Origin of the sequence: Pseudomonas sp. SJZ074 (assembly GCF_007828215.1) — a bacterium.
Classification (GTDB): Bacteria; Pseudomonadota; Gammaproteobacteria; order Pseudomonadales; family Pseudomonadaceae; genus Aquipseudomonas.
This window is the reverse complement of sequence record NZ_VIUE01000001.1, coordinates 246,734-273,693: the sequence shown is the minus strand read 5'-3', so window position 1 is coordinate 273,693 and position 26,960 is coordinate 246,734. Positions and strand designations below refer to the sequence as shown.

The 26,960-nt window shown below is 61.6% G+C and carries 23 protein-coding genes; 15 read left to right on the top strand and 8 right to left on the bottom strand.

All coding sequences use genetic code 11. The features are described from left to right. Positions 1-25: 25 nt before the first annotated feature. Both FBX99_RS01245 and FBX99_RS01240 read right to left on the bottom strand, forming a co-directional pair. Complete coding sequence (locus tag FBX99_RS01245; RefSeq protein ID WP_144924453.1) at positions 26-1,900, bottom strand: GGDEF and EAL domain-containing protein; 1,875 nt, start codon at positions 1,898-1,900, stop codon at positions 26-28. Continuing rightward, positions 1,897-4,188, bottom strand: a complete 2,292-nt coding sequence (locus FBX99_RS01240) for an EAL domain-containing protein (protein WP_144924455.1) — start codon at positions 4,186-4,188, stop codon at positions 1,897-1,899. The genes FBX99_RS01245 and FBX99_RS01240 overlap by 4 nt, the downstream gene beginning before the upstream one ends. Positions 4,189-4,417: 229 nt before the next feature. On the opposite strand from FBX99_RS01240, the gene FBX99_RS01235 reads away from it, so the two are divergent. The 4 genes from FBX99_RS01235 to FBX99_RS01220 all read left to right on the top strand — a co-directional run bounded on the left by FBX99_RS01235 (position 4,418) and on the right by FBX99_RS01220 (position 7,527). After that, positions 4,418-5,785 carry an HD domain-containing phosphohydrolase gene (locus FBX99_RS01235; RefSeq protein WP_144924457.1) on the top strand — a complete coding sequence of 456 codons (1,368 nt, stop codon included), beginning with the start codon at positions 4,418-4,420 and terminating at the stop codon, positions 5,783-5,785. Between the two features lie 175 nt (positions 5,786-5,960). Further along, positions 5,961-6,389, top strand: a complete 429-nt coding sequence (locus FBX99_RS01230) for an NUDIX domain-containing protein (protein WP_144924459.1) — start codon at positions 5,961-5,963, stop codon at positions 6,387-6,389. 5 nt (positions 6,390-6,394) lie between these two features. Then, complete coding sequence (locus FBX99_RS01225) at positions 6,395-7,033, top strand: LysE family translocator (protein WP_144924462.1); 639 nt, start codon at positions 6,395-6,397, stop codon at positions 7,031-7,033. Beyond that, a complete protein-coding gene (locus tag FBX99_RS01220; RefSeq protein WP_145130440.1) occupies positions 7,030-7,527 on the top strand; it encodes a GNAT family N-acetyltransferase in 498 nt (165 codons plus the stop codon). Before FBX99_RS01225 ends, FBX99_RS01220 begins: the two co-directional genes overlap by 4 nt. A 247-nt stretch (positions 7,528-7,774) precedes the next feature. On the opposite strand, the gene metR is transcribed toward FBX99_RS01220, so the two are convergent. Beyond that, the gene (metR, locus tag FBX99_RS01215) at positions 7,775-8,692 is read right to left on the bottom strand and encodes a transcriptional regulator MetR (protein WP_024780930.1); all 918 of its coding nucleotides are present in this window, start codon (positions 8,690-8,692) and stop codon (positions 7,775-7,777) included. Between the two features lie 109 nt (positions 8,693-8,801). On the opposite strand from metR, the gene metE reads away from it, so the two are divergent. Both metE and FBX99_RS01205 read left to right on the top strand, forming a co-directional pair. After that, positions 8,802-11,114: a 5-methyltetrahydropteroyltriglutamate--homocysteine S-methyltransferase gene (gene metE, locus FBX99_RS01210; RefSeq protein ID WP_144924466.1), complete on the top strand. Its 2,313-nt coding sequence runs from the start codon at positions 8,802-8,804 to the stop codon at positions 11,112-11,114. A gap of 182 nt (positions 11,115-11,296) precedes the next feature. Beyond that, positions 11,297-12,316: an alpha/beta fold hydrolase gene (locus FBX99_RS01205; protein WP_144924468.1), complete on the top strand. Its 1,020-nt coding sequence runs from the start codon at positions 11,297-11,299 to the stop codon at positions 12,314-12,316. 54 nt (positions 12,317-12,370) lie between these two features. On the opposite strand, the gene FBX99_RS01200 is transcribed toward FBX99_RS01205, so the two are convergent. Beyond that, entirely contained in the window at positions 12,371-13,252 is an 882-nt protein-coding gene (locus FBX99_RS01200) for a LysR substrate-binding domain-containing protein (protein WP_144924470.1), read from the bottom strand. Positions 13,253-13,366: 114 nt separating this feature from the next. On the opposite strand from FBX99_RS01200, the gene FBX99_RS01195 reads away from it, so the two are divergent. The 6 genes from FBX99_RS01195 (at position 13,367) to FBX99_RS01165 (ending at position 20,869) form a co-directional block, all read left to right on the top strand. Beyond that, on the top strand, positions 13,367-15,004 hold the full coding sequence (locus FBX99_RS01195) for a 5-guanidino-2-oxopentanoate decarboxylase (protein WP_145130510.1): 1,638 nt from the start codon (positions 13,367-13,369) through the stop codon (positions 15,002-15,004). Then, on the top strand, positions 15,001-16,449 hold the full coding sequence (locus tag FBX99_RS01190; RefSeq protein WP_145130438.1) for an aldehyde dehydrogenase family protein: 1,449 nt from the start codon (positions 15,001-15,003) through the stop codon (positions 16,447-16,449). Before FBX99_RS01195 ends, FBX99_RS01190 begins: the two co-directional genes overlap by 4 nt. A gap of 216 nt (positions 16,450-16,665) precedes the next feature. Beyond that, complete coding sequence (locus tag FBX99_RS01185; RefSeq protein ID WP_145130436.1) at positions 16,666-17,769, top strand: ABC transporter substrate-binding protein; 1,104 nt, start codon at positions 16,666-16,668, stop codon at positions 17,767-17,769. A gap of 275 nt (positions 17,770-18,044) precedes the next feature. Beyond that, positions 18,045-18,953 (top strand): ABC transporter permease, encoded by a 909-nt coding sequence (locus FBX99_RS01175; protein ID WP_144924476.1) that lies wholly within the window; start codon positions 18,045-18,047, stop codon positions 18,951-18,953. Then, positions 18,950-19,798, top strand: coding sequence for an ABC transporter permease (locus FBX99_RS01170; protein WP_145130434.1), 849 nt, complete (start codon positions 18,950-18,952; stop codon positions 19,796-19,798). Before FBX99_RS01175 ends, FBX99_RS01170 begins: the two co-directional genes overlap by 4 nt. A 15-nt stretch (positions 19,799-19,813) precedes the next feature. Next, on the top strand, positions 19,814-20,869 hold the full coding sequence (locus FBX99_RS01165; RefSeq protein WP_145130432.1) for an ABC transporter ATP-binding protein: 1,056 nt from the start codon (positions 19,814-19,816) through the stop codon (positions 20,867-20,869). A gap of 155 nt (positions 20,870-21,024) precedes the next feature. On the opposite strand, the gene FBX99_RS01160 is transcribed toward FBX99_RS01165, so the two are convergent. Continuing rightward, positions 21,025-21,954 carry an AraC family transcriptional regulator gene (locus tag FBX99_RS01160; protein ID WP_144924482.1) on the bottom strand — a complete coding sequence of 310 codons (930 nt, stop codon included), beginning with the start codon at positions 21,952-21,954 and terminating at the stop codon, positions 21,025-21,027. Between the two features lie 323 nt (positions 21,955-22,277). Between FBX99_RS01160 and FBX99_RS01155 the strand changes: the two genes are divergently transcribed. Together FBX99_RS01155 and FBX99_RS01150 are read left to right on the top strand one after the other, a co-directional pair. Beyond that, positions 22,278-22,622: a putative quinol monooxygenase gene (locus FBX99_RS01155; protein WP_144924484.1), complete on the top strand. Its 345-nt coding sequence runs from the start codon at positions 22,278-22,280 to the stop codon at positions 22,620-22,622. Between the two features lie 40 nt (positions 22,623-22,662). Further along, a complete protein-coding gene (locus FBX99_RS01150; protein WP_144924962.1) occupies positions 22,663-22,896 on the top strand; it encodes a hypothetical protein in 234 nt (77 codons plus the stop codon). A gap of 68 nt (positions 22,897-22,964) precedes the next feature. Here FBX99_RS01150 and FBX99_RS01145 read toward each other — a convergent pair whose 3' ends face one another. Both FBX99_RS01145 and FBX99_RS01140 read right to left on the bottom strand, forming a co-directional pair. Then, complete coding sequence (locus FBX99_RS01145; protein ID WP_144924486.1) at positions 22,965-23,585, bottom strand: flavin reductase family protein; 621 nt, start codon at positions 23,583-23,585, stop codon at positions 22,965-22,967. A 173-nt stretch (positions 23,586-23,758) separates the two neighbouring features. Further along, entirely contained in the window at positions 23,759-24,130 is a 372-nt protein-coding gene (locus FBX99_RS01140) for a heme utilization protein (RefSeq protein WP_145130430.1), read from the bottom strand. A 340-nt stretch (positions 24,131-24,470) separates the two neighbouring features. On the opposite strand from FBX99_RS01140, the gene FBX99_RS01135 reads away from it, so the two are divergent. After that, positions 24,471-25,229 (top strand): hypothetical protein, encoded by a 759-nt coding sequence (locus FBX99_RS01135; protein WP_144924490.1) that lies wholly within the window; start codon positions 24,471-24,473, stop codon positions 25,227-25,229. Positions 25,230-25,350: 121 nt separating this feature from the next. Here the strand turns inward: FBX99_RS01135 and FBX99_RS01130 are convergent, their stop codons facing one another. Beyond that, a complete protein-coding gene (locus tag FBX99_RS01130) occupies positions 25,351-26,670 on the bottom strand; it encodes an MFS transporter (RefSeq protein ID WP_144924493.1) in 1,320 nt (439 codons plus the stop codon). Between the last annotated feature and the right edge of the window lie 290 nt (positions 26,671-26,960).

Below are 26,960 nucleotides of genomic sequence, written 5' to 3'. Positions count from 1 at the left end.
TTGAATCTCGTGGTTGATGAGGGGGTCATGAAAGTGGATTCGGACGTCGTTCCCACTCGGCCATCCACTGGACAAAAGCCTGCGGCTCCACCGCCTTGCTGAAGTAGTACCCCTGGGCCTCCTCGCACTGGTGAACCTTGAGGAACTCCAGTTGCTCGCGGGTTTCCACCCCTTCGGCGATGATGTGCAGGTTCAGGCCCTTGCCGAGGTTGATGATGGTGCTCACCAGCTTGGCGTCGTTGCTGTCGATGCTCAGGTCGCCGACGAACGATTGGTCGATCTTCAGCACATCCACCGGAAATTTCTGCAGGTAACTCAGGCTCGAATAACCCGTGCCGAAGTCGTCGATGGCCAGCCGGATCCCCTGTTGCTTGATGGCCTTGAGGATGGCGACGGTGGTATCGATGTTTTGCATCAGCACGCTTTCGGTGATCTCCAGTTCTAACTGTGTCGGGTCCAGTCCCGTTTCCTTGAGGGTGCGGGCGATGCCTTCGACGAAGCTGCGTTGACGAAAGTCGATGGCCGAGACGTTGACCGACAGGTACAGCGGCCGCATGCCCTGGGCTTGCCAGGCGCAGGCCTGCTGGCAGGCTTCCTGGAGCACCCATTGGCTCAGTGGCACAATCAGCCCGCTGTCCTCGGCCACCGGGATGAAATCCGACGGAGGGACCAGCCCGTGCCCCGGCCGGTTCCAGCGCAGCAGTGCCTCGGCGCCGACCACCTTGCCACTGCGCAGGTCCAGCTTGGGCTGGTAATGCAGCACGAACTCCTTGCGTTGCAGGGCCAGTCGCAAGCCGGATTCGATGGTCTGTTGCTGTCGGGCCCGCCGATTCATGTCTTCGGTGAAAAAACGGTAGTCGTTGGGACCGGTTTCCTTGACGTTGCGCATCGCCGTCTCGGCTTTCTTGATCAACGCTACGGCGTCGAAACCGTCGGCCGGATACACACTGACACCCAGGCTCGCGGTGACGGTCAGGTCATGGCCATCGATCGGTTGGGGCGAGTTGATGGCTGTCAGCAGTTTTTCCGCCACGCCCTTGATCTGCTGCGGGTCGGTGATATCCCCCAGCACCACCACGAATTCATCGGAGCCGTAGCGAAACACTGAATCGGATTCACGCACCACCGTCGCCAATGTTCGGGCCACGCGCTTGAGCATTTCATCGCCCACCGGATGGCCGAGGGCATTGTTGATGCGTTTGAAGCGATCCAGGCCAATGAACATCACCGCCAGTTGCCGGTCATGGCGCCGGCACTGGGCCATGGCCTGGGTCAGGCGATCCCCGAGCAACATGCTGTTGGGCAATTCGGTGAGCACGTCGTATTGCAGCAGGTGGGACACCTTGAGCAATTCCTGGACCCGCTCCTCGATGGTGCGTTCCAGGCTGCGCATTTTTCTCGCCGCATCCTGGGCCAACTGCCATTTCCAGGTCATGGCGCTGGCCATCTGGCGGATTTCCAGGGTATCGAAGGGTTTTTTCAGGATCAGCAGTTGATCGTCGAACTCGATGCGTTCGGACATGGTTTCCCAGGTGTAGTCCGAGAAAGCCGTGCACAGGGCGATTTGCAGGCGCGGGTCGGCTTGCCACAAGCGCTCGATGGTTTGCAGGCCGTCCCAGCCCGGCGGCATGCGCATGTCGGCGAACACCAGCGCATAGGGCTGGCCTTCGGCCTGGGCGCGCTTGACCAGCTCCAGGGCTTCTTCGCCCTGGTAGGCCGAGTCGATCTGAAATTGCAGTCGGTTGACCTGGGGCGTGCCGAACAACAGGCTCTCGGTGTCGTCCAGCGAATCATCGCTGCCGTTGCCGGGGCTGAGGATTTTGCGAAAGTCCTGATGGATGGCCGGCGTATCGTCCACCACCAGGATCCGCCGGTTGGCAGGTACCGACATGGGGTTCATGGGTTGCTCTCCGATAGCTGGCTCGCCGGCCGGGTCCAGTGATCCACCACGGGAACGATGGTACCGGCCTTGAGCAGTTCGGCGGCCTGGCCGCTGTCCACCACCGTGCTGAAATAATGCCCCTGGGCTTGCATCGCTCCGCCGGTGGACATCAGCGTGGTGCGTTGTTCCTGGGTCTCGACGCCCTCGGCGATGATGCCGATGCCCACGTCCCGGGCAAAGTTGATGATCGCCCGCAGGGTCATGGCGTTGTCAGGGTCGTCGTTGGCACTGTCGAGCAGGCGCTGGGCGAGTTTGAGGTGATTGACCCGATAGGTCTTGAGGTAATCGAAGGAGGAATACTCGGTGCCGAAATCATCGATGGCCACCTGAACTCCCAGTTCACACAGGCGCGGCAATACGTCGTTGTGGGTCCATTTGGTCTGGGCGAGGGTGGCTTCGGTGACATCGAAACGCAGGTCCCAGGGGGCCAGTTCCCAGCGGGCGGTGGTGCGCAGGACGTCATAGATCAGTTCCGGCCCGGTCTTGAGCTGGGTCAGGGAGAGGTCGAGGGCGATCACCGGCGGCGCCATGCCCTGGTCGCGCCACTGGCGCATCTGTTGGCAGGCCTGGTCCAGTACCCAATGTCCGAGGGCGATGATGAGCCCGGTTTTTTCGGCCGCCGGCATGAACGTGGACGGCTCCAGCCAGCCCCGTTCCGGGTGCTTCCAACGAACCTGCACGCCCATGCCCAGGATCTTGCCGGTGCCGAGGTCGACCTCCGGCAGGTAGTGCAGATGCAGTTCGTGGTTCTCGATGGCCTGGCGCAGGTCATTGGTCAGGGCGACCCGGTCCGTCACCTCCTGGTTGATCTCTTCGTTGTGGAAGTGGTACTGGTTGCGGCCCTTTTCCTTGGAGCGGTACAGAGCCATGTCGGATTGGGCCATCAGGCTGTCGGCGCTCTGGCTTTCAGGGGTGTACAGGGCGATGCCGATGCTCACGGAGATTCGTACATCGTTGCCGTCCAGGGAGTAGGGCGCTACCAGGGTGTCGCGGATCTTGGCCGCCAGGGCGGCGCACTGGGTCGGCTCGTGGACATCCAGCTGCAGGATGGCGAACTCGTCGCCGCCCAGGCGCGCGACCACGTCGTTTTCCCGGGTACAGCCCTTGATGCGGGTGGCGACTTCCTGCAACAGCAGGTCGCCGATGGGATGGCCCAGGGTGTCGTTGATCCGCTTGAAGTGGTCCAGGTCCAGGTAGAACATCGCGAACGCCGGCGCCCCCCGTCGCGCTGCGGCGAATGCCTGGTGCAGCCGTTCGATCACCGTGGCGCGGTTGGCCAGCCCGGTCAGGCCGTCGGTACGGGCCAGCAGGGCGATCTTTTCCTCGGCGAGCTTGCGTTCGGTGATATCCAGGATGATGCCTTCCACCTCCAGCAACAGGCCTTGCTCGTTGCGCACCGGGATATAGCGGTTTTCCACCCAGCGGAACGCGCCGTCGCCGGTGCGCATGCGGAACTCGATCGACGCTCCCGCCGTATCGCGATCCAGCACCCGGACCATGGCCTGGTCGATCTTGGACTGGTCATCGGGGTGGATCAGCGCCTGCGCCCAATCGGGTGAGTTGACCAGTTGCGCCGCGACATGACCGAACTTGGTGATGTTGTGGGAGATGTACATCAATGGGAACGGTGGTTCGCCGCGCAGGCGATAGAGGATGGTCGGGCTGTTCTGCACGATGATGTTGGCATCGGCCAGTTCCCGGGTGCGCTCCTCCACCGCTTGTTCGAGCATGTCCATCTTCAGTGCCGCGTCTTCGGTCATCTGCCATTTGACGGTCAGGGTGCTGGCCATCTGGCGAATCTCGATGGCGTCGAAGGGCTTTTTCAGGATGAGCAGACGGTCGCCCAGTTCGAGGCGGTCGGCAATGTCTTCCCAGGAATAATCCGAATAAGCGGTACACAGCGCCACTTGCAGCTTGGGGTCGGCGCGCCACAGCCTTTCGATGGTTTCCAGGCCATCCCAGCCCGGAGGCATGCGCATGTCGATGAAGGCCATGGCATAGGGCTGCCCCTGGGCCAGCGCTGTCTCGACCTTGTTCAAGGCTTCCATGCCCTGGAAGGCCGAATCGAGCACGAAACTCTGGGTAGCGACCGCGACTGGTGCGCCGAACAGGGCCTCTTCGGCACTGCTCAGGTGGTCTTCGGCAGGTGCCTGGGGGCTGAGGATCTTTCGAAAATCCTCATGAATCGTCAGGGTGTCGTCGACGATCAGGATCCGCCGGTTGGCTCTCTCCAAGGGCTGGCTCATGGCCGTGCACCAAGGTGATGCTGACTACAGAACCGTGGGTACATCTGATATCCCTTTCGCTGGCATGAGTATTCTGGCCTGTACTTGGCCCTTCATGGGGTACAGCATAGTCGTCTGATCGGGATGCGCTCGGTCAGTGATGGCAAATCATGTCTAAATTCTTGCGATCTACTAGCCTGTCATTTGGGGGTAAGGTAGAACTGTAGTCGTCTTACAGGAGGGGGTAGTAATGGAAGATCAATCGCCGGACGTTCCGGTCATGAAGCCGACGGTGCTGTTGGTCGATGATGAAGAGTCGATTCTCAATAGCCTGCGTCGGTTGTTGCGCAGTCAGCCCTATGAAATCCTGCTGGCCGACAGCGGTGCCAAGGCCCTGGAAATCCTCAAGGAAAGGCCGGTGGATCTGGTGATGACCGATGCGCGCATGCCCAACATGGACGGTGCGACGCTGCTGGCCCAGATCCGCAAGCTCTATCCGTCGACCCTGCGCATCCTGCTCACCGGCTACGCCGATGTGGACATGATGACCAAGGCTATCAACGAAGGGGGGCTTTATCGCTACCTCAGTAAGCCATGGAACGATGATGAACTGGTACAGGCCCTGCGCCAGGCCCTGGCCCACCAGCATTCGGAAAGCGAACGCCAGCGCCTCGAAGCGCTGAACCGCGAGCAGAATCAGCAGCTCAAGACCCTCAACGCCACCCTGGAAAAGCGCGTGGCGTCACGTACCGCCGAGCTGCAGCAGACCGCCGACATGCTCGACCTGGCCTATGAAGAGCTCAAGCGCAGCTATGTGACCGGCACCGAGGTGTTCTCGCTGATCGCCAACCTGCGCCTGCCCAAGGCCAAGCAGACCAACCGGCAGATCATCGAACTGATCCGGGTCTATAGCCGGCTGCACTTTCTCGACGAGTCCACCGACCGCGACCTGACCATGGCCGCGGCGCTCTACAACATCGGCAAGCTGAGCTGGACCGATAACATGATGGTCACGCCGGTCGACATGTTGCATCACAACGAACTGGACCTGTATCGCTCCTATCCGAAGCAGAGCGAGTCGCTGCTGATGACCCTGGACCCGATGAAGGACGCGGCGCGAATCATTCTTCATCACCAGGAACGCTGGGACGGCAGTGGTTTCCCCGATCACCTCAAGGGCGAGGCGATTCCGTTCGGTTCCAGGCTGTTGAAGCTGGCGGTGGACTTCATCGAGTTGCAGCGCGGGTTGATTCTCGAACGGCAGATGAACAGCGACGAGGCACTGGTCTACATCCGCAAATACGCCGGCAAGCTGTATGACCCGAACATGGTGGAGGACTTCATCAAGGCGTGTGGCGAGTACCTGGAAGACGTGACCCTGTCCGACCCGACGGTGAAAGTCATGGACACCCGCGAACTGGCCGCCGGCATGGTCCTGGCCCGCAACCTCAACGCCGACAACGGCATGCTGTTGCTCAATGCCGGCAAGGTATTGAGCGGTCCCTTGGTGGAGAAACTCATCGCCTTCGAAGCGATGGAAGGGGCCCGGTACAGCGTGTTCGTCAAGACACCCGAGGAGGAGCTGGATCCTTCGGCGCCGAAGCCGATGTTGGGGTGAGGGCTTCTGCAAATCAACCTGTGGGAGCGGGCTTGCTCGCGAAGGCGGTGTATCAGTTGCATCTATATGACCTGACACTCCGCGTTCGCGAGCAAGCCCGCTCTCACAGGGATTTGTGTTGAGTCCATTGTGGTCTGTAATCTCCCTCGGCATTTTTCCGCCAAGGCCGACATCCATGACCACCCTCCTCATCCATATCGCCGCCGCCCTGCTGATCGGGCCGGACGGTCGGACCCTGCTGGTGCGCAAGCGCGGTACCCGGGCCTTCATGCAGCCGGGCGGCAAGATCGAGCCCCACGAGCAACCGGCCCAGGCCCTGGCCCGGGAGCTGGAGGAAGAACTGGGACTGACAATCGATCCGGCACAGGCTCGCTACCTGGGCCCGTTCAGCGCGCCGGCCGCCAACGAGCCGGGCTTTGTCGTCCAGGCCGAGGTGTTCCTGTTGATCATCGACACCGCTGTGCTCCCTGCTGCCGAAATTGAAGAGGTTCGCTGGATCGACCCGGCCGGCGACGGCGGGTTGCCGCTGGCACCATTGACAGGTGAGGTGATCCTGCCGTTTTATCGAACCTCAGAGCTGTCGCACCCAAGCCTCAAGGACTGACTCACATGATTCCCTTGCCGGACCTGCTGGTGTTTGCCGCCGCCGCGTTGCTGATGGTGCTTACGCCCGGCCCGAACATGATCTACTTGATTTCCCGTTCGATCTGCCAGGGCCGTAAGGCCGGGGTTACCTCCTTGCTGGGGGTGGTGGCGGGGTTCTTCGTGCATGTATTCGCAGCGGCGGCGGGGCTGACGGCGGTGTTCCTGGCCGTGCCCATGGCCTATGAAGTCCTGAAATGGGCCGGTGCGCTGTACCTGTTGTGGCTGGCCTGGCAGGCCGTGAAACCGGGTGCTCGCTCGCCGTTCCAGGCACAGCAGCTACCCGCGGACTCGACGCGCAAGTTGATCACCATGGGCTTTCTCACCAGTGCGCTGAACCCGAAGATTGCGGTGTTCTACCTGTCGGTATTTCCCCAGTTCATCAGCCCGGAACATGGCTCAGTGTTCACCCAGAGCCTGATTCTCGGGCTGGTCCAGATCAGCGTCAGTTTCAGCGTCAACCTGCTGATTGCCCTGTTCGCCGCGGGTATTGCCGCGTGGTTCGTCCACAATCCCACCTGGCTGGCGCTGCAGCGCTATTTCATGGGGTTCGTGCTGGGCGCGCTGGCGCTGCGGTTGATGCTTGAGCAACGGCGGGCCGCGTGAACATCCGGCGGCTGCGGGCCGGCGATGCATCGGCCTATCGCGAGCTGATGCTCCAGGCCTATGGGCTGCATCCACAGGCCTTCACCTCCAGCGTCAGCGAGCGGGCGACGATGCCCATGAACTGGTGGGAGTCTCGCCTGACCAGCCGGTTCGAGGTGGTGCTGGGGGCGTTCGTCGAGGATGAGTTGGCCGGTATCGTCGGCCTGTCTCTGGAGCCGCGGCAGAAAGCCCGGCACAAGGCGACGTTGTTCGGCATGTATGTCGTCGATGACCATCGTTACCGTGGGCTTGGCCAGCAATTGCTGGAGGCCGCGCTTGACGAAGCTCGTCGGCATAGCTTCTTGCGCCTGGTTCAACTGACCGTCACCGCGGGCAACGATCCGGCGCTCAAGCTCTATCAACGTTGCGGTTTCGTGCTCTATGGCCTGGAGCCGATGGCGATACGAGTGGATGACGGGTATCTCGACAAGATCCACATGTGGCGTGAGCTCTAAGGCCCCATCGCGAGCAGGCTCGCTCCCACAGGGACTCGCGGGTGTACTCAGAATTTGTGCCCACCACACATCCAGTGTGGGAGCGGGCTTGCTCGCGAAGGCGGTGGGTCAGTGCCACTTGTGGCGGCAGGCACGGCCTCTTCGCGAGCAAGCCCGCTCCCACAAGGGATCGTGGGTGTACTCGGAATCTGAGCCCACCACCGTTCCCTGTGGGAGCGAGCCTGTTCGCGATAGCGGCCTTCCTGTATCAGCGAACCGCACTGACCCCATCCAGCGTCGAAAACGACGTGTCCTTGGCCGTCAACAGGAAGTCGCGCATATACGGTGCGTCGAGCATGTCGGTGCGAACCGCCGCGTACAGTGTGGCGAACAGGCCTTTCTCCCCCAGCCGCTTGGCTTTCACGTAACCCCGTGAGCTGTATTCATGCAGGGCCCAGTGGGGCATGCCGCAGACGCCCCGGCCGCTGGCCACCAACTGCATCATCATCACCGTCAGTTCGGACGTGCGGACCTGGGCCGGTTCGATGTCGGCCGGCTCGAGGAAGCGGGTGAAGATGTCCAGTCGATCCCGTTCCACAGGGTAGGTGATCAGGGTTTCGCTGAGCAGGTCTTCGGGCACGATATAGGGTTTGCCCGCCAGCCGATGCTGGTTGGCCACGGCGAGCATCGCTTCATAGGTGAACAGCGGCACGTAGGTGATGCCCGCCAGTTCCAGCGGGTCGGACGTCACCACCAGGTCCAGGTCGCCGCGGGCCAGGGCCGGCAACGGGGCGAAGGCAAAGCCCGAGGCCAGGTCCAGTTCGACTTCCGGCCAGGCATCGCGGAACTGGTCGATGGTCGGCATTAACCACTGGAAACAGCTATGGCATTCGATGGCCATGTGCAAACGGCCGGCGGTGCCACCGGCCAGCCGGGCGATGTCCCGCTCGGCGCTGCGCAGCAACGGCAAGGTGGCGTCGGCCAGTTGCAACAAGCGCAGGCCAGCGCTGGTGAACCGTACCGGTTTGGTCTTGCGCACGAACAATTGCATCCCCAGGCGCTCTTCCAGCTCCTTGAACTGGTGGGAAAGGGCGGACTGGGTCAGGTGCAGGCGTTCGGCGGCCTCTACTAGGCTGTCGGCTTCGCGCAGGGCGTGCAGGGTCTTGAGGTGGCGGAGTTCAAGCACCGAAGTTGCTCCATGAAGAAAACTTGTGATCAACACGAAAAGGTTGAGTTTGTCTCATGTGGGGTCGGCTGTCGACAATGGCGTCATCTTTTACAGGAGGACTCTTACCATGGCCCTGGCCCACACCCTCGGTTTTCCCCGCATCGGCGCCGACCGCGAACTGAAGAAAGCCCTCGAAGCCTACTGGAAGGGCGATCTGGCACCGACCGCGTTGCAGAGCGTCGGTCGTGAACTGCGGGCCCGGCACTGGCAACTGCAGAAAGATGCCGGGATCGACCTGCTGCCGGTAGGGGATTTCGCCTGGTACGACCAGGTGCTCGGCCACACCTTGACCCTGGGTGCGGTGCCGGCGCGATTTCACGACACCTTGAACCTCCAAGGCCGACCGACCCTCGATACCCTGTTCGCCATGGCCCGGGGCGCCACGCCGACCTGCTGCGATGCCGACCACGGCCAGACCCAACATGCACAGGAACTGACCAAGTGGTTCGACACCAACTACCACTACCTGGTCCCGGAGTTTTCCATCGACCAGACCTTCGCCGTGAGCTGGGAACAGCTGTTCGATGAAGTGGACGAGGCTCATGTCCTGGGGCACCGGATCAAACCGGTGATCATCGGTCCGCTGACGTATCTGTGGCTGGGCAAGGCCAAGGGGCGGGATTTCGACAAGCTCGAGCTGCTGGAGCGCCTGCTGCCGGTCTACGGTGAAATCCTCAATCGCCTGAAGGCCCAAGGCGTGGAGTGGGTACAGATCGACGAGCCGATCCTCACCCTTGACCTGCCCCTGGCCTGGCGCAGTGCCTTCGAGCGGGCCTATCACATCCTTCAGTATTCGCCGCTGAAGAAACTGATAGCGACTTATTTCAGTGGCCTGCAAGACAATCTCGGCCTGGCCGTGAGCCTGCCGGTGGATGGTTTGCACATCGATGCGGTACGCGCGCCGGAGCAACTGGGCCAGGTGTTGGATCGCCTGCCGACCTACAAGATCCTCTCGGTGGGCCTGGTCAATGGCCGTAACGTCTGGCGCTGCGAACTGGAACAGGCGCTGGCGCAATTGCAGCCGGCCCAGGAACGCTTTGGCGACAACCTCTGGGTCAGCACGTCGTGCTCGTTGCTGCACAGCCCGGTGGACCTGGAGCGTGAAGACCGGCTCGACCCCGAGCTCAAAAGCTGGCTGGCCTTCGCGGTGCAGAAGTGTGGCGAAGTGGCGGTGTTGCGTGACGCCTTGAACGATCCGCAAGCCCCCGGCGTACAACAGACGCTGGCCGCCAGTCGCAAGGTGCAGGCGAGCCGCGCCGCTTCGACGCGCATTCACAAGCCCGAGGTCCAGGCCCGGCTGGCGGCCATCAAGCCGCAGGACTGCCAGCGGCGTTCAGCGTTTGCCCAGCGCATCGAACGGCAGCGGGAACGCCTGAAATTACCGGCCTTTCCCACGACCACCATCGGCTCTTTCCCGCAAACCCCGGCGATTCGCCTGGCGCGTCAGGCCTACAAGCAGGGCAAACTGTCGGCCAACGACTATCAGGACGCCATGCACACCGAAATCCGTCACGCCGTGCAGATCCAGGAACGCCTCGGCCTGGATGTGCTGGTCCATGGCGAAGCCGAGCGCAACGACATGGTGGAATATTTCGCCGAGCAATTGGACGGCTACGCCTTCACCCGTTTCGGTTGGGTGCAGAGCTACGGTTCGCGATGTGTGAAGCCGGCGATCATCTACGGCGACATCAGCCGGCCGAAGCCCATGACCGTCGACTGGATCCGCTATGCGCAAAACCAGACCGACAAGGTCATGAAGGGCATGCTCACCGGCCCCGTGACCATGCTGATGTGGTCGTTCCCCCGCGAAGACGTGTCGCGTCGGGTCCAGGCACAGCAACTCGCCCTGGCCCTGCGTGACGAAGTGATGGATCTGGAAGCGGCCGGGATCCGCATCGTGCAGATCGACGAGGCGGCCTTTCGCGAAGGCCTGCCGTTGCGGCGCGAGCAATGGCAGCAATACCTGGATTGGGCGGTGGAAGCCTTCCGCTTGAGCGCATCGGGTGTGCGTGACGAAACCCAGATCCATACCCACATGTGCTACAGCGAGTTCAATGATCTGATCCAGGCTATCGCGGCCATGGACGCTGACGTCATCACCATTGAAACCTCACGCTCGGACATGGAGCTGCTGGAGGCGTTCGAAGCGTTCGACTACCCGAACGATATCGGCCCGGGTGTCTACGACATCCATTCGCCGCGGGTGCCGGACACGGCCGAAATGGTCGGGTTGATGAACAAGGCCGCGAAGCGGATTCCCGCTGGACACCTATGGATCAACCCCGACTGCGGCCTGAAGACCCGGGCATGGCCGGAAACCGAAGCGGCGCTGGTGAACATGGTCGCGGCGGCAAGGCAACTGCGTGGGCAGTTGGCCTGAGCGGTTCGACTCCTCTGCAGGTGAACACTTTTGTGGCGAGGGGATAAATCCCCTCGCCACAAAAGTGAGGTGTCTGGCCTTTCGGCAATCTTCATCAAACTGTCACGCAACTGTGGCAGCGCGCTTCAACGAATTTCATCAGACTCGCGCTCTACTGGGGTTCTGCGTTTTGGTGTTTCTTCATGCGTGTGTTTATTTTCCTGGCCGTCCTGTTGTTCGGTCTGCAGTCTATTGCGGCGTCTCGTTGTGATGTCAACGTCCCGACCCGACGGGTCGATCTGGAACAGGTGAGCCTGGCGTACCAGAGCATCGGTCGTGCTTCCGATCCGGCCTTGTTGCTGGTGATGGGGCTGGGCGGGCAATTGATCCATTGGCCGGATGAGGTGGTGGTCGCCCTGTGCGAGCAGGGCTTTCGGGTGATCCGTTACGACAACCGGGACGTGGGTTTATCCACCTGGCGGCAGGCGCCGGGCAGCGCCAACCTGACGTTCGAAGCGCTTCGTTACAAACTGGGTTTGACGGTCGACGCGCCTTATACCCTCACCGACATGGCCAATGACGGCCTGGGATTGATGGATGCGTTGCACGTGCAGAACTTTCATCTGCTGGGGGCAAGCATGGGCGGCATGATCGCCCAGCACATGGCGGCCATGGCGCCGCAACGGGTTGAAAGCCTGACCCTGATAATGTCCAGCTCCAGCGCCGCTGGGTTACCGGCGCCCAGCGCAACGCTGGTGCGATTGCTGTCCCGACGCAGTGCGCCGAATCGCGAGGTGGCGCTGGAGCAGCAGGCTGACCTGCTGGCCGCTCTGGGCAGCCCCATGGTGGTCGATGACCGCCAGGCGCTGCTGCATCAGGCGGCTGTGGCCTACGATCGGGCGTTCAACCCCGAGGGTGTGCAACGCCAGATCATGGCGATCATGGCCGAACCGAGTCGGGTCGAGTTGCTCAATCAATTGCAGGTGCCGACCCTGGTGGTCCATGGCACCGCCGACCCGCTATTACCGGTAATGCATGGCGTCCATCTGGCCGCGCATATCCGCGGCAGTCAGTTGAAATTGATCCCGGGCCTGGCCCATCGTTTTCAGGAAGCATTCAAGGAACCATTACTGGGGGCGGTGTTGCCTTACCTGCAACAGCATCGCGAAGACACCTCGCATTGGGCGCAAGTCGAACCGGCGCAGGCGCCGAATCTGCTTTGATAGAGGATTCGAAGGTTGTAGTGATCCCCTCGCCACAGGGGCTTGCTGCAACACCTATCGAGTTTGGGCCTGCTCCACCAACCACCCCATCAACTCCTGCAACGGCCCCGATGCCTGGGCCCTGCGCGGGAACACCAGGTGATAACCCAACCCGGTCCTGACCTTCAGCTCGAACGGCATCACCAACCGCCCGGCGCTCAGGTCATCGCCGATCAGCGACCAGTCACCTATCGCTACGCCGGTGCCCTGTGAGGCCATGGACATCGCCAGGTCCAGGGTTTCGAAGTGCTGGCCCTTGCTGACATTGCTCAAGTGCACGTCGGCGGCATCCAGCCAGGCCGTCCAGTCGCGCTCATCGCAGGTGGGGTGCAACAGCAGGTGTTGCTGCAAGTCGGCGGGTTCGCGTAGCGGCACGGAGCCCTCCAGCACCGAGCGGGAACAGACCGGCGTCAGTTGCTCATCGAACAGATGCAAGCACGCCAATGAGGTGTCGGGTGGCGGGCCATAGACCACGGCCGCGTCGAAGGCCTCGCGCTGGAAGTCCACGCCGTGCCTGACGGTGGTAGTCAGTTCCACCGGCACGTCCGGCCGTTCCTTCTGCCATTGCAGCAAGCGCGGCAGCAACCAGCGCATCACACAGGTCGGTGCCTTGAGTTGCAAAGTCTGGCGCTTCTCGCCGATCTGCTCCACCGCGTCGCCGATCAAGCGGAACACCTGCTGTACCCGAGGCAACCACGCCGCCCCTTCAGGCGTCAGGCTCAGTCCGCGGGCCTGGCGCTGGAACAGCGCGTAACCCAGATGCTCCTCCAGCCCGGCGATCTGCCGGCTCACCGCGCCCTGGGTAATGTGCAGTTGTTCGGCGGCACGGGTGAAGTTGCAGCATTGGGCCGTGATCAGAAACGTGTGCAACGCTGGAAGCGGGGGAAGTCGTTTCATTTGCAGCCAAGCCATGACGTGGGGACATGGCTAGTATGACTTTTTATCCATTGTTGCCGCTATGGCCACACCGTTCAATGAGGCCATTCCAAGACAAGAAGAAGGGCAGTGGCAATGGCAACGTGTGGCGAAGTATTGGTCAAGTTACTCGAAGGCTATGGCGTGAAGCAGGTGTTCGGCATTCCCGGCGTGCACACCGTCGAGCTGTATCGCGGACTGGCCCGTTCAAGCATTCGCCATGTGACGCCGCGTCACGAACAGGGCGCCGGCTTCATGGCCGACGGTTACGCCCGCGTCAGCGGTCAACCCGGCGTGTGTTTCATCATCACTGGCCCCGGCATGACCAATATCACCACCGCCATGGGCCAGGCCTACGCCGATTCGATCCCGATGCTGGTGATCTCCAGCGTGCAATCGCGCAGCCAGCTGGGTGGCGGACGCGGCAAGTTGCATGAATTGCCGAATCAGGCTGCGCTGGTGGGCGGGGTCGCGGCGTTTTCCCACACGCTGATGTCTGCCGCTGAATTGCCCAGCGTACTGGCCCGGGCCTTCGCTGTGTTCCAGGCCGGGCGTCCGCGGCCGGTGCACATCGAAATCCCTTTGGACGTCCTGGTCGAGGATGCCGATGCCTGGCTCGCCAGCACGCCTGTGAGCATCGATCGCGCCGGTGCCGCGCCGGGAGCGGTGAAACAGATGACGGCGATGCTGGCCTCGGCCAGGCGGCCGCTGATCCTGGCCGGCGGTGGCGCCATCGACGCCGCCGCCGAATTGACCGAACTGGCCGAACGCTTGGGGGCACCGGTGGCGTTGACCATCAACGCCAAGGGCCTGCTACCGTCCCGTCACCCCTTGTTGATCGGCTCTACCCAGAGCCTGGTAGCCACCCGCGCATTGGTCGCCGAAGCGGATGTGGTGCTGGCCATCGGCACCGAACTGGCCGAAACCGACTACGACATCACCTTCGCTGGTGGCTTCGAGCTCCCAGGTGCGCTGCTGCGCATCGACATCGACCCGGACCAGACCGTGCGCAACTATCCACCGCGCCTGGCGTTGGTGGCCGATGCCCGCACCGCCGCCCGGGCCTTGCTTGACGAGTTGAACCGACAGCCTTTGGCCGAGCGCAGCAACGATTGGGGCGCTGTTCGTGCTACGCGGCTGCGTACTGAGCTGGAAGGCAGCTGGGACGCTGCGGTTCGCGCCCAGAGCGTTTTTCTTGACAGCGTTTTGCAAACGCTGCCTGAGGCGGTATTCGTCGGCGACTCCACCCAACCGGTGTACACCGGCAACCTGACGTTCAACCCGGAGCATCCGCGGCGCTGGTTCAACTCGTCCACTGGCTACGGCACCCTCGGCTATGCGTTGCCGGCGGCGATTGGCGCCTGGCTTGGCGGCAAGGACCAGGGCCATGGCCGCCCCCCGGTGGTGTGCCTGATCGGTGACGGCGGCTTGCAATTTACCCTGCCGGAACTGGCCAGCGCCGTAGAGGCGCGGGTACCGGTGATTGTGCTGCTGTGGAATAACCAAGGCTACGAAGAGATCAAGAAGTACATGGTCAACCGCGCCATCGAACCGGTGGGCGTGGACATCTATACCCCGGACTTCATCGGTGTCGCCAAGGCCTTGGGCTGCGCGGCCGAAACCATCGATGAAGTGGCGCAGCTGCAAGCCGCACTGCTCGCGGCCAGAGACCGGCAAGGCCCGACGCTGATAGAAATCGATCAGGCGCGCTGGATGAGCGGGGTGTCGCAATGACGCTTCCTACGGTAATGGAGGGGCTGTACATCAACGGCCAGTGGTCTTGCGGTGAGCAGTATTTGCGGGTGATCAACCCGGCGACCGAGGCATTGCTTACCACTGTTCAGGGCGGTGATGAACGCGCGGTCGATCAAGCCCTGGACGCCGCGATCCAGGCCTTTGGCCCATGGTCGAAAACGACGGGGGCCGAGCGTGGCGCGATCCTGCGCCGAATCGCCGCTGGCGTGCGGGCCGGTCGTGAGCAGTTGATGCAATTGCAATCGAGCAACAACGGAAAACCGTTGTTCGAGGCCGCCATCGATGTCGATGATGTGGTGGCGACCTTCGAATACTACGCCGAGCTGGCCGAAGGCTTGGACCTCCGGCAGGACAGTTCGCTTGCCCTGCCCAGCGATGATTTCAGCGCCCGCCTGCGTCGCGAACCTTGCGGTGTGGTCGGCTTGATCGTGCCGTGGAATTTCCCGATGGTCACCACCGCCTGGAAACTCGCACCGGCCCTGGCCGCCGGCTGCTGCGTGGTGCTCAAGCCGTCGGAGGTCACGCCGTTGCCGGAGCTGGAACTGGCCTCGATCATTGCCGAGTGTGGCTTGCCGGACGGCGTGTTCAACCTGGTGTGCGGCACCGGCCTGGCGGTTGGCGCTCCGTTGGCGGCGGATCCGCGAGTGGCGAAGATTTCCTTCACCGGCAGCAACGCGGTGGGTGTGCAGGTGATGCAACGGGCGGCGGAAACGGTGAAGGGCGTGAGCCTGGAGCTGGGCGGCAAATCGTCCCTGTTGGTGCTGGCCGATGCCGACCTGGAACTGGCGGTGGAGCTGGCCTGTGGCGGCGGTTTTTTCAATGCCGGGCAGATGTGTTCAGCCACCAGTCGTGTGTTGGTCGCCGATGAGTTGGCCGATGAATTCCTGCAACGGCTCAAGGCTCGCGCCGAGGCGATCCGCGTGGCCGATCCGTTCGACCCGTATGTGGAGATGGGCGCGCTGGTCAACCAGGCGCAATACCAGCGGGTACTCGGGCACATCGACCGCGGCTTGAGTGACGGGGCGACCCTGGTCTGCGGTGGTCAGCGCCCGGCGCATCTGGCGCGAGGTTTTTTTTTGCAGCCGACAATCTTCACCGACGTGCCCTTGGACAGTGCGTTGTGGTGCGAGGAGATCTTTGGACCGGTGCTGTGCGTACGGCGTTTCAGCGGTGTGGAACAGGCCATCGCCCAGGCCAACGACAGTCGTTTCGGTCTGGTGGCCAGCGTGGTCAGCCGTGATACCGACGCTGCCGAGCAGGTGGCCAACGCTTTGCAGGCGGGCCTGGTGTGGATCAACGCGCCCCAGGTGATCTTTCCCCAAACGGCCTGGGGCGGCTACAAGCAGAGCAGCCTGGGCCGCGAGCTGGGGCCGTGGGGACTGGCCGCGTTCCAGGAAATCAAGCATGTGATCCGGGCGGTCTGACAGCACGTTATCGGGTCACGCATGCCTCGAAAAAAGGCATGCGCCAGGAACATGGCTTCAATGAGTTTTTTTCGATAGTCAGGGATTTTGCACGACCTCAGGATAGCCCTGGACAGCGACCAAGCCCTTGCAATACGGGGCTTTGACCGGTTTCCAGCGGCGCGGGCGCAAGGGTTTTGAGCCACCTCATACTTAGAAGAACAAAGGGAGTCCTCCATGGGCAAGCATGATCTGAACAGACGTCAATTCATCAAGACCGCAAGCGTAGTGTCGGTCGCGGCCGCCGCCATGAGTGTGCCTTTCATCAGCGCCCGGGCCAGCGATACGCGATTCGTCGGCAAGACCCTGCGCCTGCTGACCTGGTCCGACGACACCGGGCTGGCGGCGTTGCGCAACATCGCCGCGACCTTCGAGGCCAAGACCGGCGCCAAGGTCATCGCCGATCGCACCGGCAGCACCTCGGAAATGGTTGCCAAGCTCAAGGCCGGTGGCGACCGGCCGCAGTACGACATCATCACCCTGGCCGGCGTCGGCGCCGAGGGCCTGGCTGCGGCGGGCCTGTTGGAAAAGCCGGACCTGAACCGCATCCCCAATCTGGTGGACGTGCCGGCGCAATACCGCACAGGTGCCGGCGGCCATGGCATCGGCTACCTGCTGTGGTGCAACAGCCTGGTCTACAGCACTCGCACCATGAAGCAGGCGCCGGACAGTTACGCCGCGCTTTGGGACGCCGACCTGGCGCCGAACATCTTCCTACCGCCACCGAATTGGACCGAGGCCATGGACCTGATCATCATCGCTGCCAGGCTGGCTGGCGGTGACGAACACAATATCGAACCGGGCTTCAAGAAACTCGCCGAACTCAAGGAGCGGGTGGTGACCCTGGGGGAAAACCCGAATCAGATCGCCGAACTGTTCCGCACCGGTTCCCTGGACATGGGCGGCTTGTATGCACCGGCGTTTTTCCCCAAGCAGATCCGCGACCCGGCCTATGGCCTGGGGGCGACGTTCGGCATGAAGGAAGGCTTCTACACCGACCTGATGCTCTCGGTCATGCCCAAGAACCGCCCGGGCGACACCGACCTGGCCTACGCCTTCATCGACCACTCCCTCGACCCGCTGGTGCAGGGCAAGATGGCCGAAGACATCTTCAACGGCCCGGTCAACGCCAAGGCCATCATCTCCGCCGAAGCGCGCAAGAGCCCGTACATCCTCACTCCGGAGCAAATCGCCGAGAAAGCGATCATGCACGACAACGCCTTCCTGGCGACGGTGCATGACCAGTGGATTCGTCGGTATACGGAGATTTTCTCTTCATGAGTTGAAGGACATTGTGACTGGGAACGCATGGATTCTGCGGTCGTCCGGAGATCCAAATGTGGGAGCGGGCTTGCTCGCGAAAGCGGTGGATCAGTTGATGGAGATGTCACCTGTGCCGCCGTATTCGCGAGCAAGCCCGCTCCCACATTGGTTCCATGGTGTTAATGGATACTGCGTTCACCACAATCCAATGTGGGAGCAAGCTCGGCTCCCACAGTAATCCCACAGTAAAAAGTTGTGTTTGTGCTGTCGTTTTCCACTGACGAGACCTTGCCATGGAACACCAACCTTTAACTCATCCGCAGAGCGTTGCGCCAGTGCGTTCCAGCCGGAGTATTTCGCCCACGACGCGGGCGTGGTTTTTCCTGTCGCCGTCGATGCTGTTTCTCGGCGTGTTGATTGCCGCCAGTCTGTTGGTATTGCGCATGAGCGTCGGCACCAAGGGCGCGGAGTGGAGTGGGTTCAGCCTGGCCAGCTATGGTCAATTGCTGGAACCCTATTACCTCAAATCCCTGCTGCTGACTTTGCGCCTGGCGCTGATCAGCGCGGTGATTGCCGTGCTACTGGCGATTCCCGTGGCCTACACCATGTCGCGTTTGTCCTCGCCATTGTTGCGACGGGTGTTCTTGGCCGCAGTGCTGTTGCCGTTATTGGTCAACCTGCTGCTGCAAAGCTACGGCTGGCTGGTAATCCTCGGCCCGGCCGGCATGCTCAACCAGGCGCTGACGGGCCTGGGGCTGATCAAGCGGCCGATCATGTGGCTGTACAACCAGAACGGCGTGCTGATGGGCCTGGTGCAGACCGCGTTCCCCCTGGCCGTGTTGCCCATCGCCAGCGCCATGCGCGGGGTGGCCCGCAGCTATGAAGAGGCGGCTGCCACCCTTGGCGCCAGCCGTTTCCAGGTGTTTCGTCAGGTGGTGCTACCGATGAGCCTGCCGGGCATCATCACCGGCGCGACACTGGTGTTCGCCTACAACGCCAGCAGCTTCGTCGTACCGTTGTTGTTGGGCGGGAGGCGAGTGCCGATGCTGGCAGTGATGGTCCACGACCAGATTGCCCCGCTGATGAACTGGCCGGCCGCGTCCGCCGCCGGGGTGGTGTTGATCGTCACCACGCTGCTGATCATGACCCTGTCCGAATATTTCACCGGCCGCCGTCGGCGGATGCTGGAGGCTTCTCAATGAGCGCGTTGAGCCAAAAACGCCAGTCGCTGTTGCCCGGTGAAACCGGTCGGATCGCGGGGCTGCTGTCGGGTTTCATTCTGTTGCTGGCGGTGTTGCCGATCCTGACCATGATCGTCATGTCGTTCAGCGGTGCGGCGAACCTGGATTTCCCACCAAGCAGCTACAGCCTGCAATGGTATCGAGTCGCCTGGCAGACCTTCGTCTCCCCGGATACCAGTGACGTACTGAGCTTGGGCCAGGCCATGGGCACCAGTCTGTTGGTGGCGTGCCTGACCATGATCTTCGCCACCCTGATCGCGGTACCGGCGGCCTATGCACTGACCCGCTGTGAATTTCGCGGCAAGGCCGTGGCGCTGCAACTGATGTCGCTGCCGCTGGTATTCCCCATGGTGGTGCTGGGCCTGGCCCTGCTGTTGGTATTCGACAGCCTGCCATTCCAGATGACCACCTCACGGCTGGTCATTGCCCACGTCATCCTTGCCCTGCCGTTCGTGGTGAAGAACTGCACCGCCGCCATGCTCGGCATCGGCAGCGAAGTCGAGGAAGCCGCGCGGATGCTCGGGGCGTCACCGCAGCGGGCCATCGTCGATGTGGTGGTGCCGTTGATGAAATCGGGAATCCTTGCCGGGATGCTCCTGGCATTCATTGTCTCGTTCAACGAATTCACCGTGACCTATTTTCTCTACACCGTCGACGTCATGACCGTGCCGATCTGGATGTACAGCCGCACCGTGTCGTCGCTTGATCCCACCGTTTTTTCGTTTGCCGTGCTCATCGTGCTGATCGACTTCGTGCTGATCTGGGCGTTGGAGAAGCTGGTGGGCGAGGGCGGCGTTTCCTTTTGATTTCGAGGTGAAGACATGACTGGACTGATACTGGAAAACGTCGAGAAGCACTACGGCTCGGCCTGCGCGGTCAAGGACGTGAACCTGCATTTGCCCGAGGGCAAGCTGGTGTGTTTCCTCGGGCCTTCGGGCTGTGGCAAGACCACGCTGCTGCGGATGATCGCAGGCCTGGAAAGCCTCAGCGGCGGCGAGATCCGCCTGGATGGCGATGACATCGGTCATACCCCGGCGCACCTGCGCAATTTCGGCATGGTCTTTCAATCGCTGGCGTTGTTTCCCCACATGACCGTCGGCGAGAACATTGCCTATCCACTGAAACTGCGCGGCGTGGGCAAGGCCGAGCAGCGGGCGCGGGTGGTGGAGCTGCTGGAACTGATTCAGCTCCAGGCCATGATCGACCGGCCCGTGGCGAAATTGTCCGGCGGCCAGCGTCAGCGTGTGGCGATTGCCCGGGCGATTGCCGCGCGGCCGAAGATCCTGCTGCTGGACGAACCGCTGTCGGCCCTCGACGCCAAGCTGCGTGAATCGATGCAGGTGGAAATCCGTCAGCTACAACAGCGGCTGAACATCACCACCATTCTGGTGACCCACGACCAGCGCGAGGCCATGACCATGGCCGATATCGTGGTGGTGCTGGGCGAGCACCGGGTGCAGCAGGTCGGCACGCCGATCGAGATCTATCGGCACCCGGCCAACGAGTTCGTTGCTGACTTCATCGGCTCAGGCAATATTTTTCCTGCGACCACCCTGGGTCCTGGGCGCGTCGGCCTACCGGGCGGAGACGCGCTGGATGTGCCGGCCAGCCGTAGCCCCGTAGTTGGCGAGAAGATCAAGTTGCTGGTGCGCCCGGAAGACGTGCAGCTATCTGCGCCCCAGGCCACGGCAGGTAACCGCTTGCTGGGCAAGGTGACATTCGTGCGTGACATTGGCGCGACCATCGAAACCACGGTGGAGTGTTCCGGGGTTTCATTCACTGCGCTGAGTACGCCTTGCCAGGGAATGGACCTGGGCATCGGGCATGCGGTATCGGTGACCTTACCGGCGGAGGCGTGTCGGTTGCTGGGGGCCTGATTCTTGAGAGATGGGTTGCCCGGGCTGGCCTCTTCGCGAGCAAGCCCGCTCCCACAATTGATCGGTGGTGAACAGAGAATTCATGTTCGCCGAAGATCCCATGTGGGAGCGGGCTTGCTCGCGAAGAGGCCGGTAGGGTCAATCAAAATCCCAGCTCAAACCGACAACCGCAACCGCGCCAGATCCCGCAGCGGCGGTGCCCCGAACAGCCGGCTGTACTCGCGGCTGAACTGCGAAGGGCTTTCATAACCCACCCGATACCCCGCCGCCGAAGCTTCCAGCCCTTCGGCCAGCATCAGTCGCCGGGCTTCCTGCAGGCGCAATTGTTTCTGATATTGCAGTGGACTCATGGCGGTCATGGCTTTGAAGCGATGATGCAGTGTCGAGACGCTGAGGTTCACTTCCCGGGCCAGCTCGTCGATGCGCAACGGCTGTTCGAAATGACCGTTGAGCCATTTGATTGCCTGGCCGATGCGATGGCTCTGACTGTTGGCGATGGCGATTTCGTACAGCCGGTAGCCCTGGGGACTGCGTAGCAGTCGGTACAAAATCTCCCGTCGCACCAAGGGCGCGAGCATGGTGATGTCCTTGGGGTGGTCCAGCAGGCGTACCAGGCGCAGCACCGCATCGAGCATCGAAGTGTCCAGGCGTTCGACATACAGGCCTCGGCCGGCGGGGCGGGTTGGCACGCCCAGCGGGCCGGCATCGGCGATCAGCGCGGTGATTTCCGCCGGGTCGATGTCCAGGCGCAGGGCCAGGATCGGGTGTTCCGGCGAAACGTCGGCGATGCACCCGCTCAACGGCATCGACACCGAGACCACCAGGTAATGGAGCGGGTCGTAGTTGAACAGTTCGTCCGCCAGCCGCACCTGTTTGTTGCCCTGGGCCATGATGCACAGCGCCGGTTGCGCCAGCACCGGTGCGAATTTATGGGGCTTGCTGTGACGAGACAGATTCAATGCGCCGATGGCCGTGGTGTAGCTGCCGTCTTCGCAGGTATTGCGGTCGATGATCGACGCCAGTTCGGCGCGCTGTTGTTCCAGATGCGGGTCCAGGGGGACGTGGGCGTGGTCGAGCGGCGACATGCCAGGATCCTCGGAAATAGAAGCGATGGACAAAGCTTATGTTTGTGCAAGGCGCGGTGGTAGTCACATCCTGTTGAAAGCTTGCCTGATCCTGCACGGCCATCGTGCCGGATCGTTGCAATGGGGCCGAAACTTGCTTGAAACCTTTTGTCTCAAATTTGTCGGTTCCAATCGACGCGCTGCCGCTTCGCGATCTACTTTTGCGCAGGATTGTGCAAGGCGTCGGCAGAAATCGACTAACGACCCTGGCGTCGCGACGCTTAACCTTCAATCCTGTCGCAGCTGTCCCCGGCTGCCCAATGGATGACCTGGGAGGGTTGAACATGTCTACACAGATCCCCGTCAGTCACATGGCTTTTGTGCGGGCCCGCGCCGGAAGCTCCAAATTATTGGGCGCGCGACTGAGCAAACTCATCGCGCCTTCGCGCCAAGCCCCCGGCTGTGTGCACTTTGCCTTGCAACAATCGCAATGCGATGCCGATCTGTGGCTGATGTCCGGACTCTGGGTCGATCAGCAGGCGATGGATGCGTACTTCGATTCCCCGGCCATGGGGATCTTCGCCGAGCTGGTGCAGGACCTGGTGGTCAGCAGCCTGGATTTTCATACGTTCAGGGAAGTGTCCGCCGTCCAGGCGACTTTGGCGACGGTACACAAACTGGCCGGATGAAGGTTTAATGACCGCCCATCTCATCGCCAGGATGCGCAATATGGCACGTAAAGTCTTTGGACCCTTTGAAGCTGTTTCCGCCGTCATGCCCCGGGAGGGTGGCGGCTATTATGCGGCCATCGCCACTAAAGCCATCGGTGGCTCGGGTGCGCCGCGTTTCAACAAGCTACTTGAGAAGCAGCATTTCGAGACGGCTGCCAAGGCCGATGAAGCTGCCGCTGTGCAGTTGACCCGTCTGAAGGGCGTCAATGAAGAGGGTGGGTTGCTCTGGTAACCCTAATCAGCCATAGAGCTTTTCTGTGGCGAGGGGATAAATCCCCTCGCCACAGGGGTTGTGTACCTTTATTGCGGGCGATGCATCCTGAACAGCGCCTCAGCCCCCAACTGGAAGTAATCCGCCGGCCCGCCACCGCGCAAGATCGGTTCGGCGGCGGCCGTGTCGTAGACGCCGTCCTTCAATAGCCACTTGGCAATATGCACCGCAACCACTTCGCCAAGGATCAGCCAGCTCGGCACCAAGCTCTTGTCCGCTCGCTGCAACTGAATGATCTGGGTGACCTTGCATTCGAAGGACACCGGACTTTCCGCCACCCGCGGCACCTGGATCACCCGTGACGTCGCTGGTGTCAGCCCCGCCAATTCGAATTCATCGACCTCGGGCGCGACCATCGCGCAGCTCTGGTTCATTCGCTCGGCCAACGGGCGTGTGGCCAGGTTCCAGGCGAACTCGCCGGTCTGTTCGATGTTGTTCAGGCTGTCTTTGCGCCCGACGCTGGAAAAACCAATGATCGGCGGTACGTAATTGAACGCGTTGAAGAAACTGTAGGGCGCCAGATTCAGGCGACCTTCGGCGTCCTGGGAAGAGATCCAGCCGATAGGGCGTGGGCCGACGATGGCGTTGAACGGATCGTGGGGCAGGCCATGGCCGTTGGCGGGTTCGTAATAGTGGATATCGTCGGGCATGGAAGTGCTCAAATCCTGGGGGATGGGTGGGATTCGAGAATAGTGCCGGGCCGTGTCGTTTTTGTCAGTACCGCAGGGGCTTGGCAGGAATTCTTTTACATCAGGATGGCGCTTGCCAGGGCTTGAATGACTAAGCCCGGCCGAAGCCGGGCTGTAAGGACGCCTTTGGAGAATCAGCTGATGGAGGCACCGTTGGTACGGTCGAAGCCATCTTCAGCGACGGTAGCGCCATTGGTACGGTCGTAACCATCTTCGGCGACGGTAGCGCCATTGGTACGGTCGAAGCCATCTTCAGCGACGGTAGCGCCATTGGTACGGTCGAAGCCATCTTCAGCGACGGTAGCGCCATTGGTACGGTCGAAGCCATCTTCAGCGACGGTAGCGCCGTTGGTACGGTCATAACCATCTGCAGCAACGGTGGCGGCACCGGTGCGCTCGTAACCATCGGCGGCGATAGCCGAACCGGTACGCTCGAAACCGTCGGCGGCGAAGGTGTTGGCAGCCAGTACGGACAGGGTCAAGGCAAGGATCAGTTTGGTTTTCATGGTCGTAACTCCGAATCGTTGAGGGGGCGTGTCTTGCATGGGTTTAATTCTACTCATGCAAACTTGATTAAAAAGCGCAAAATAATGCTAAAAAGAATCGATTAATTCGATATTAAGGTCGAGACGCATCAGGCGTTACTCGCCACTGCGAAGATCGCGAACGTATCGATTCAAGTGAGATGAGGATGCCAAGCCAACATTAATCGGCGATTAATTCGAGCTCAGACGGATGTGACAGATTTTTCATGTATTGCCGACCTGTTTTTCACCGGCAGAACGCCAGCCTTTCTCCAAGCCCTGTACCCAAGGGCGGTCGCCTCACATTGGAGCTTTGCCTGAGATGAATAAACTGCCTCAAATCACCCTGGCCTTCTGGGTCATGAAAATCTGCGCGACGACCCTGGGCGAAACCGCAGGGGACTTGCTGTCGATGACCCTCGATGTTGGTTATGCCCTCAGCTCGCTGATCCTGATCAGCGTGTTCGTCCTGACCCTGGTCACGCAGTTGATGGCCAAGACCTACAAGCCGCTGCTGTACTGGATTGTGATTCTGTCCACCAGCACCGCCGGCACCACCATGTCCGACTTCATGGATCGCACCCTGGAACTGGGCTACGCCACCGGGTCGATGATCCTGATTGCGATTCTGTTGGCGATCTTCGCGGCCTGGCGCCTGAGCGGCGATTCGCTCAATGTCACCAAGGTGCAGACCTTCCGTGGCGAGATGTTCTATTGGATGGCGATCCTGTTTTCCAACACCCTGGGCACGGCGCTTGGCGACTACCTAGCGGATGATTCGGGTCTTGGGTTTGGCGGCGGTGCATTGCTGATCGGCTCGACCATTGCCCTGGTCGTGCTGCTCAAGTACCTCACCAACATCTCGACAGTGGTGTTGTTCTGGATCGCGTTCGTGCTGACCCGTCCGTTGGGAGCAACGCTGGGTGACCTGATGACCAAATCCCATGAACAGGGCGGTCTGGACTTCGGCACCATCGGTTCGTCGGCGGTGCTGGCGGGGATACTGGTGGTGATGATCGCTGGAGCGGCGTATGCGCAGAATCGTTATGGCGACCGGGAGCGTGCGGCGGAGTTGAGCTAAGACCGAGTCGTTCCCTTCGCGAGCAAGCCCGCTCCCACAGGTTCAGCGTAAATCCTGTGGGAGCGGGCTTGCTCGCGAAAGGGCCATGACAGTCACCCAAGCAGTGACTGTCGGAGCACCATCAGTCCGTCACGATCCGCGAATGCTTGCGGGTGTCTTTCATGGTGATGTACACCAGCAACGACACCGCGATGCACGCCGTCACGTACCAGTAATAGCCCGTCTCCATGCCGATGCTCTTGAACCACAGGGCAATGTACTCAGCCGTGCCGCCGAAGATCGATACGGTCAGCGCATATGGCAGACCGACACCCAAGGCGCGGATTTCAGTGGGAAACAACTCGGCTTTCACCACCGCGTTGATCGAGGTATAGCCGCTGACGATGATCAGCGCGGCCATGATCAGGAAAAACGCCCCCCACCAGGTCTGGATGGTGTGCAGGGTGGTGAGGATCGGCACGGTGCACAGCGTCCCCAGGATGCCGAAGGCAATCAGGATCGGCCGGCGCCCGATCTTGTCCGACAGCCCGCCGATCACCGGTTGCAGGCACATGAACAGGAACAGCGTGGCGGCGGAAATCGTGGTGGAGTCGGAAATGTTCATGCCGACGGTGTTCACCAGATATTTCTGCATGTAGGTGGTGTAGGTGTAGAACGCCAGGGTGCCACCCATGGTCAGGCCGACCACGGTCATCAATTCCTTCGGATGGCGCAGCAAGGTGCGCATGGCGCTTTCCTTGGCTTTTTCCTTCTTGGTGAATGACTCGGTTTCTTCCATGCCACGCCGCAGGTACAGCGCCACGATCGCACACAAGGCCCCGATGGCGAACGGAATGCGCCAGCCCCAGGCGTATAGCTGGTCACTGGTGAGGAACTGCTGCAATACGATCAGCACGCCAAGGGCGATGAGCTGGCCGGAGATCAGGGTCACGTACTGGAAGCTGGAGAAGAAGCCGCGACGCTCCTTGGTCGCCATTTCGCTCAGGTAGGTCGCCGATGTGCCGTACTCGCCGCCCACCGACAGGCCTTGGAGCAAGCGGGCGAAGACCAACAGGATCGGTGCGCCGACGCCGATGGCTTCATAACCGGGGCTCAGGGCGATGATCAGCGAGCCGAAGCACATCAGGTAGACCGAGGCCATCAGCGCCCGCTTGCGACCGGCGCGGTCGGCGTAGAGGCCCATCAACCATCCGCCGATGGGACGCATCAGGAAGCCCACGGCGAAAATCGCGGCGGTATTGAGCAACTGGGCGGTGGTGTCACCCTTGGGGAAGAAGACTTTGGCGAAGTACAACGAGAAAGCGGCGTAGACGTACCAGTCATACCACTCAACCATGTTGCCGACCGAACCGCTGAAGATCGATTTGATCCGGCTGGCGGTGGTTCTTTCGCGGGCGGGCACGGCAGCCGACCCGAGGGGCAGGGCGTTGGAGTTATCCATTGAAGGATCCTTCGTTTAATTGTTTTTGTGGAGCGCGTAGGAACGCAGCCTGACAGGGCTATAGCAGGAGCTGTGCCAGTTGGTTGAGGGCCGGTTTAGAGGGGGGGGCTGGTTTGGATGAGCGGAAAATTGCTTGTTTGGGGTTTTGGGTGGGCGGAAATCCGCTTATTCCTTGGAGCTATCGCGAGCAGGCTCGCTCCCACAGGAGATGTGTGCAGACCCACAATTTTTGCAGACACCCCAAAACACTGTGGGAGCGAGCCTGCTCGCGATGGCGTTAGTCCAGGCGC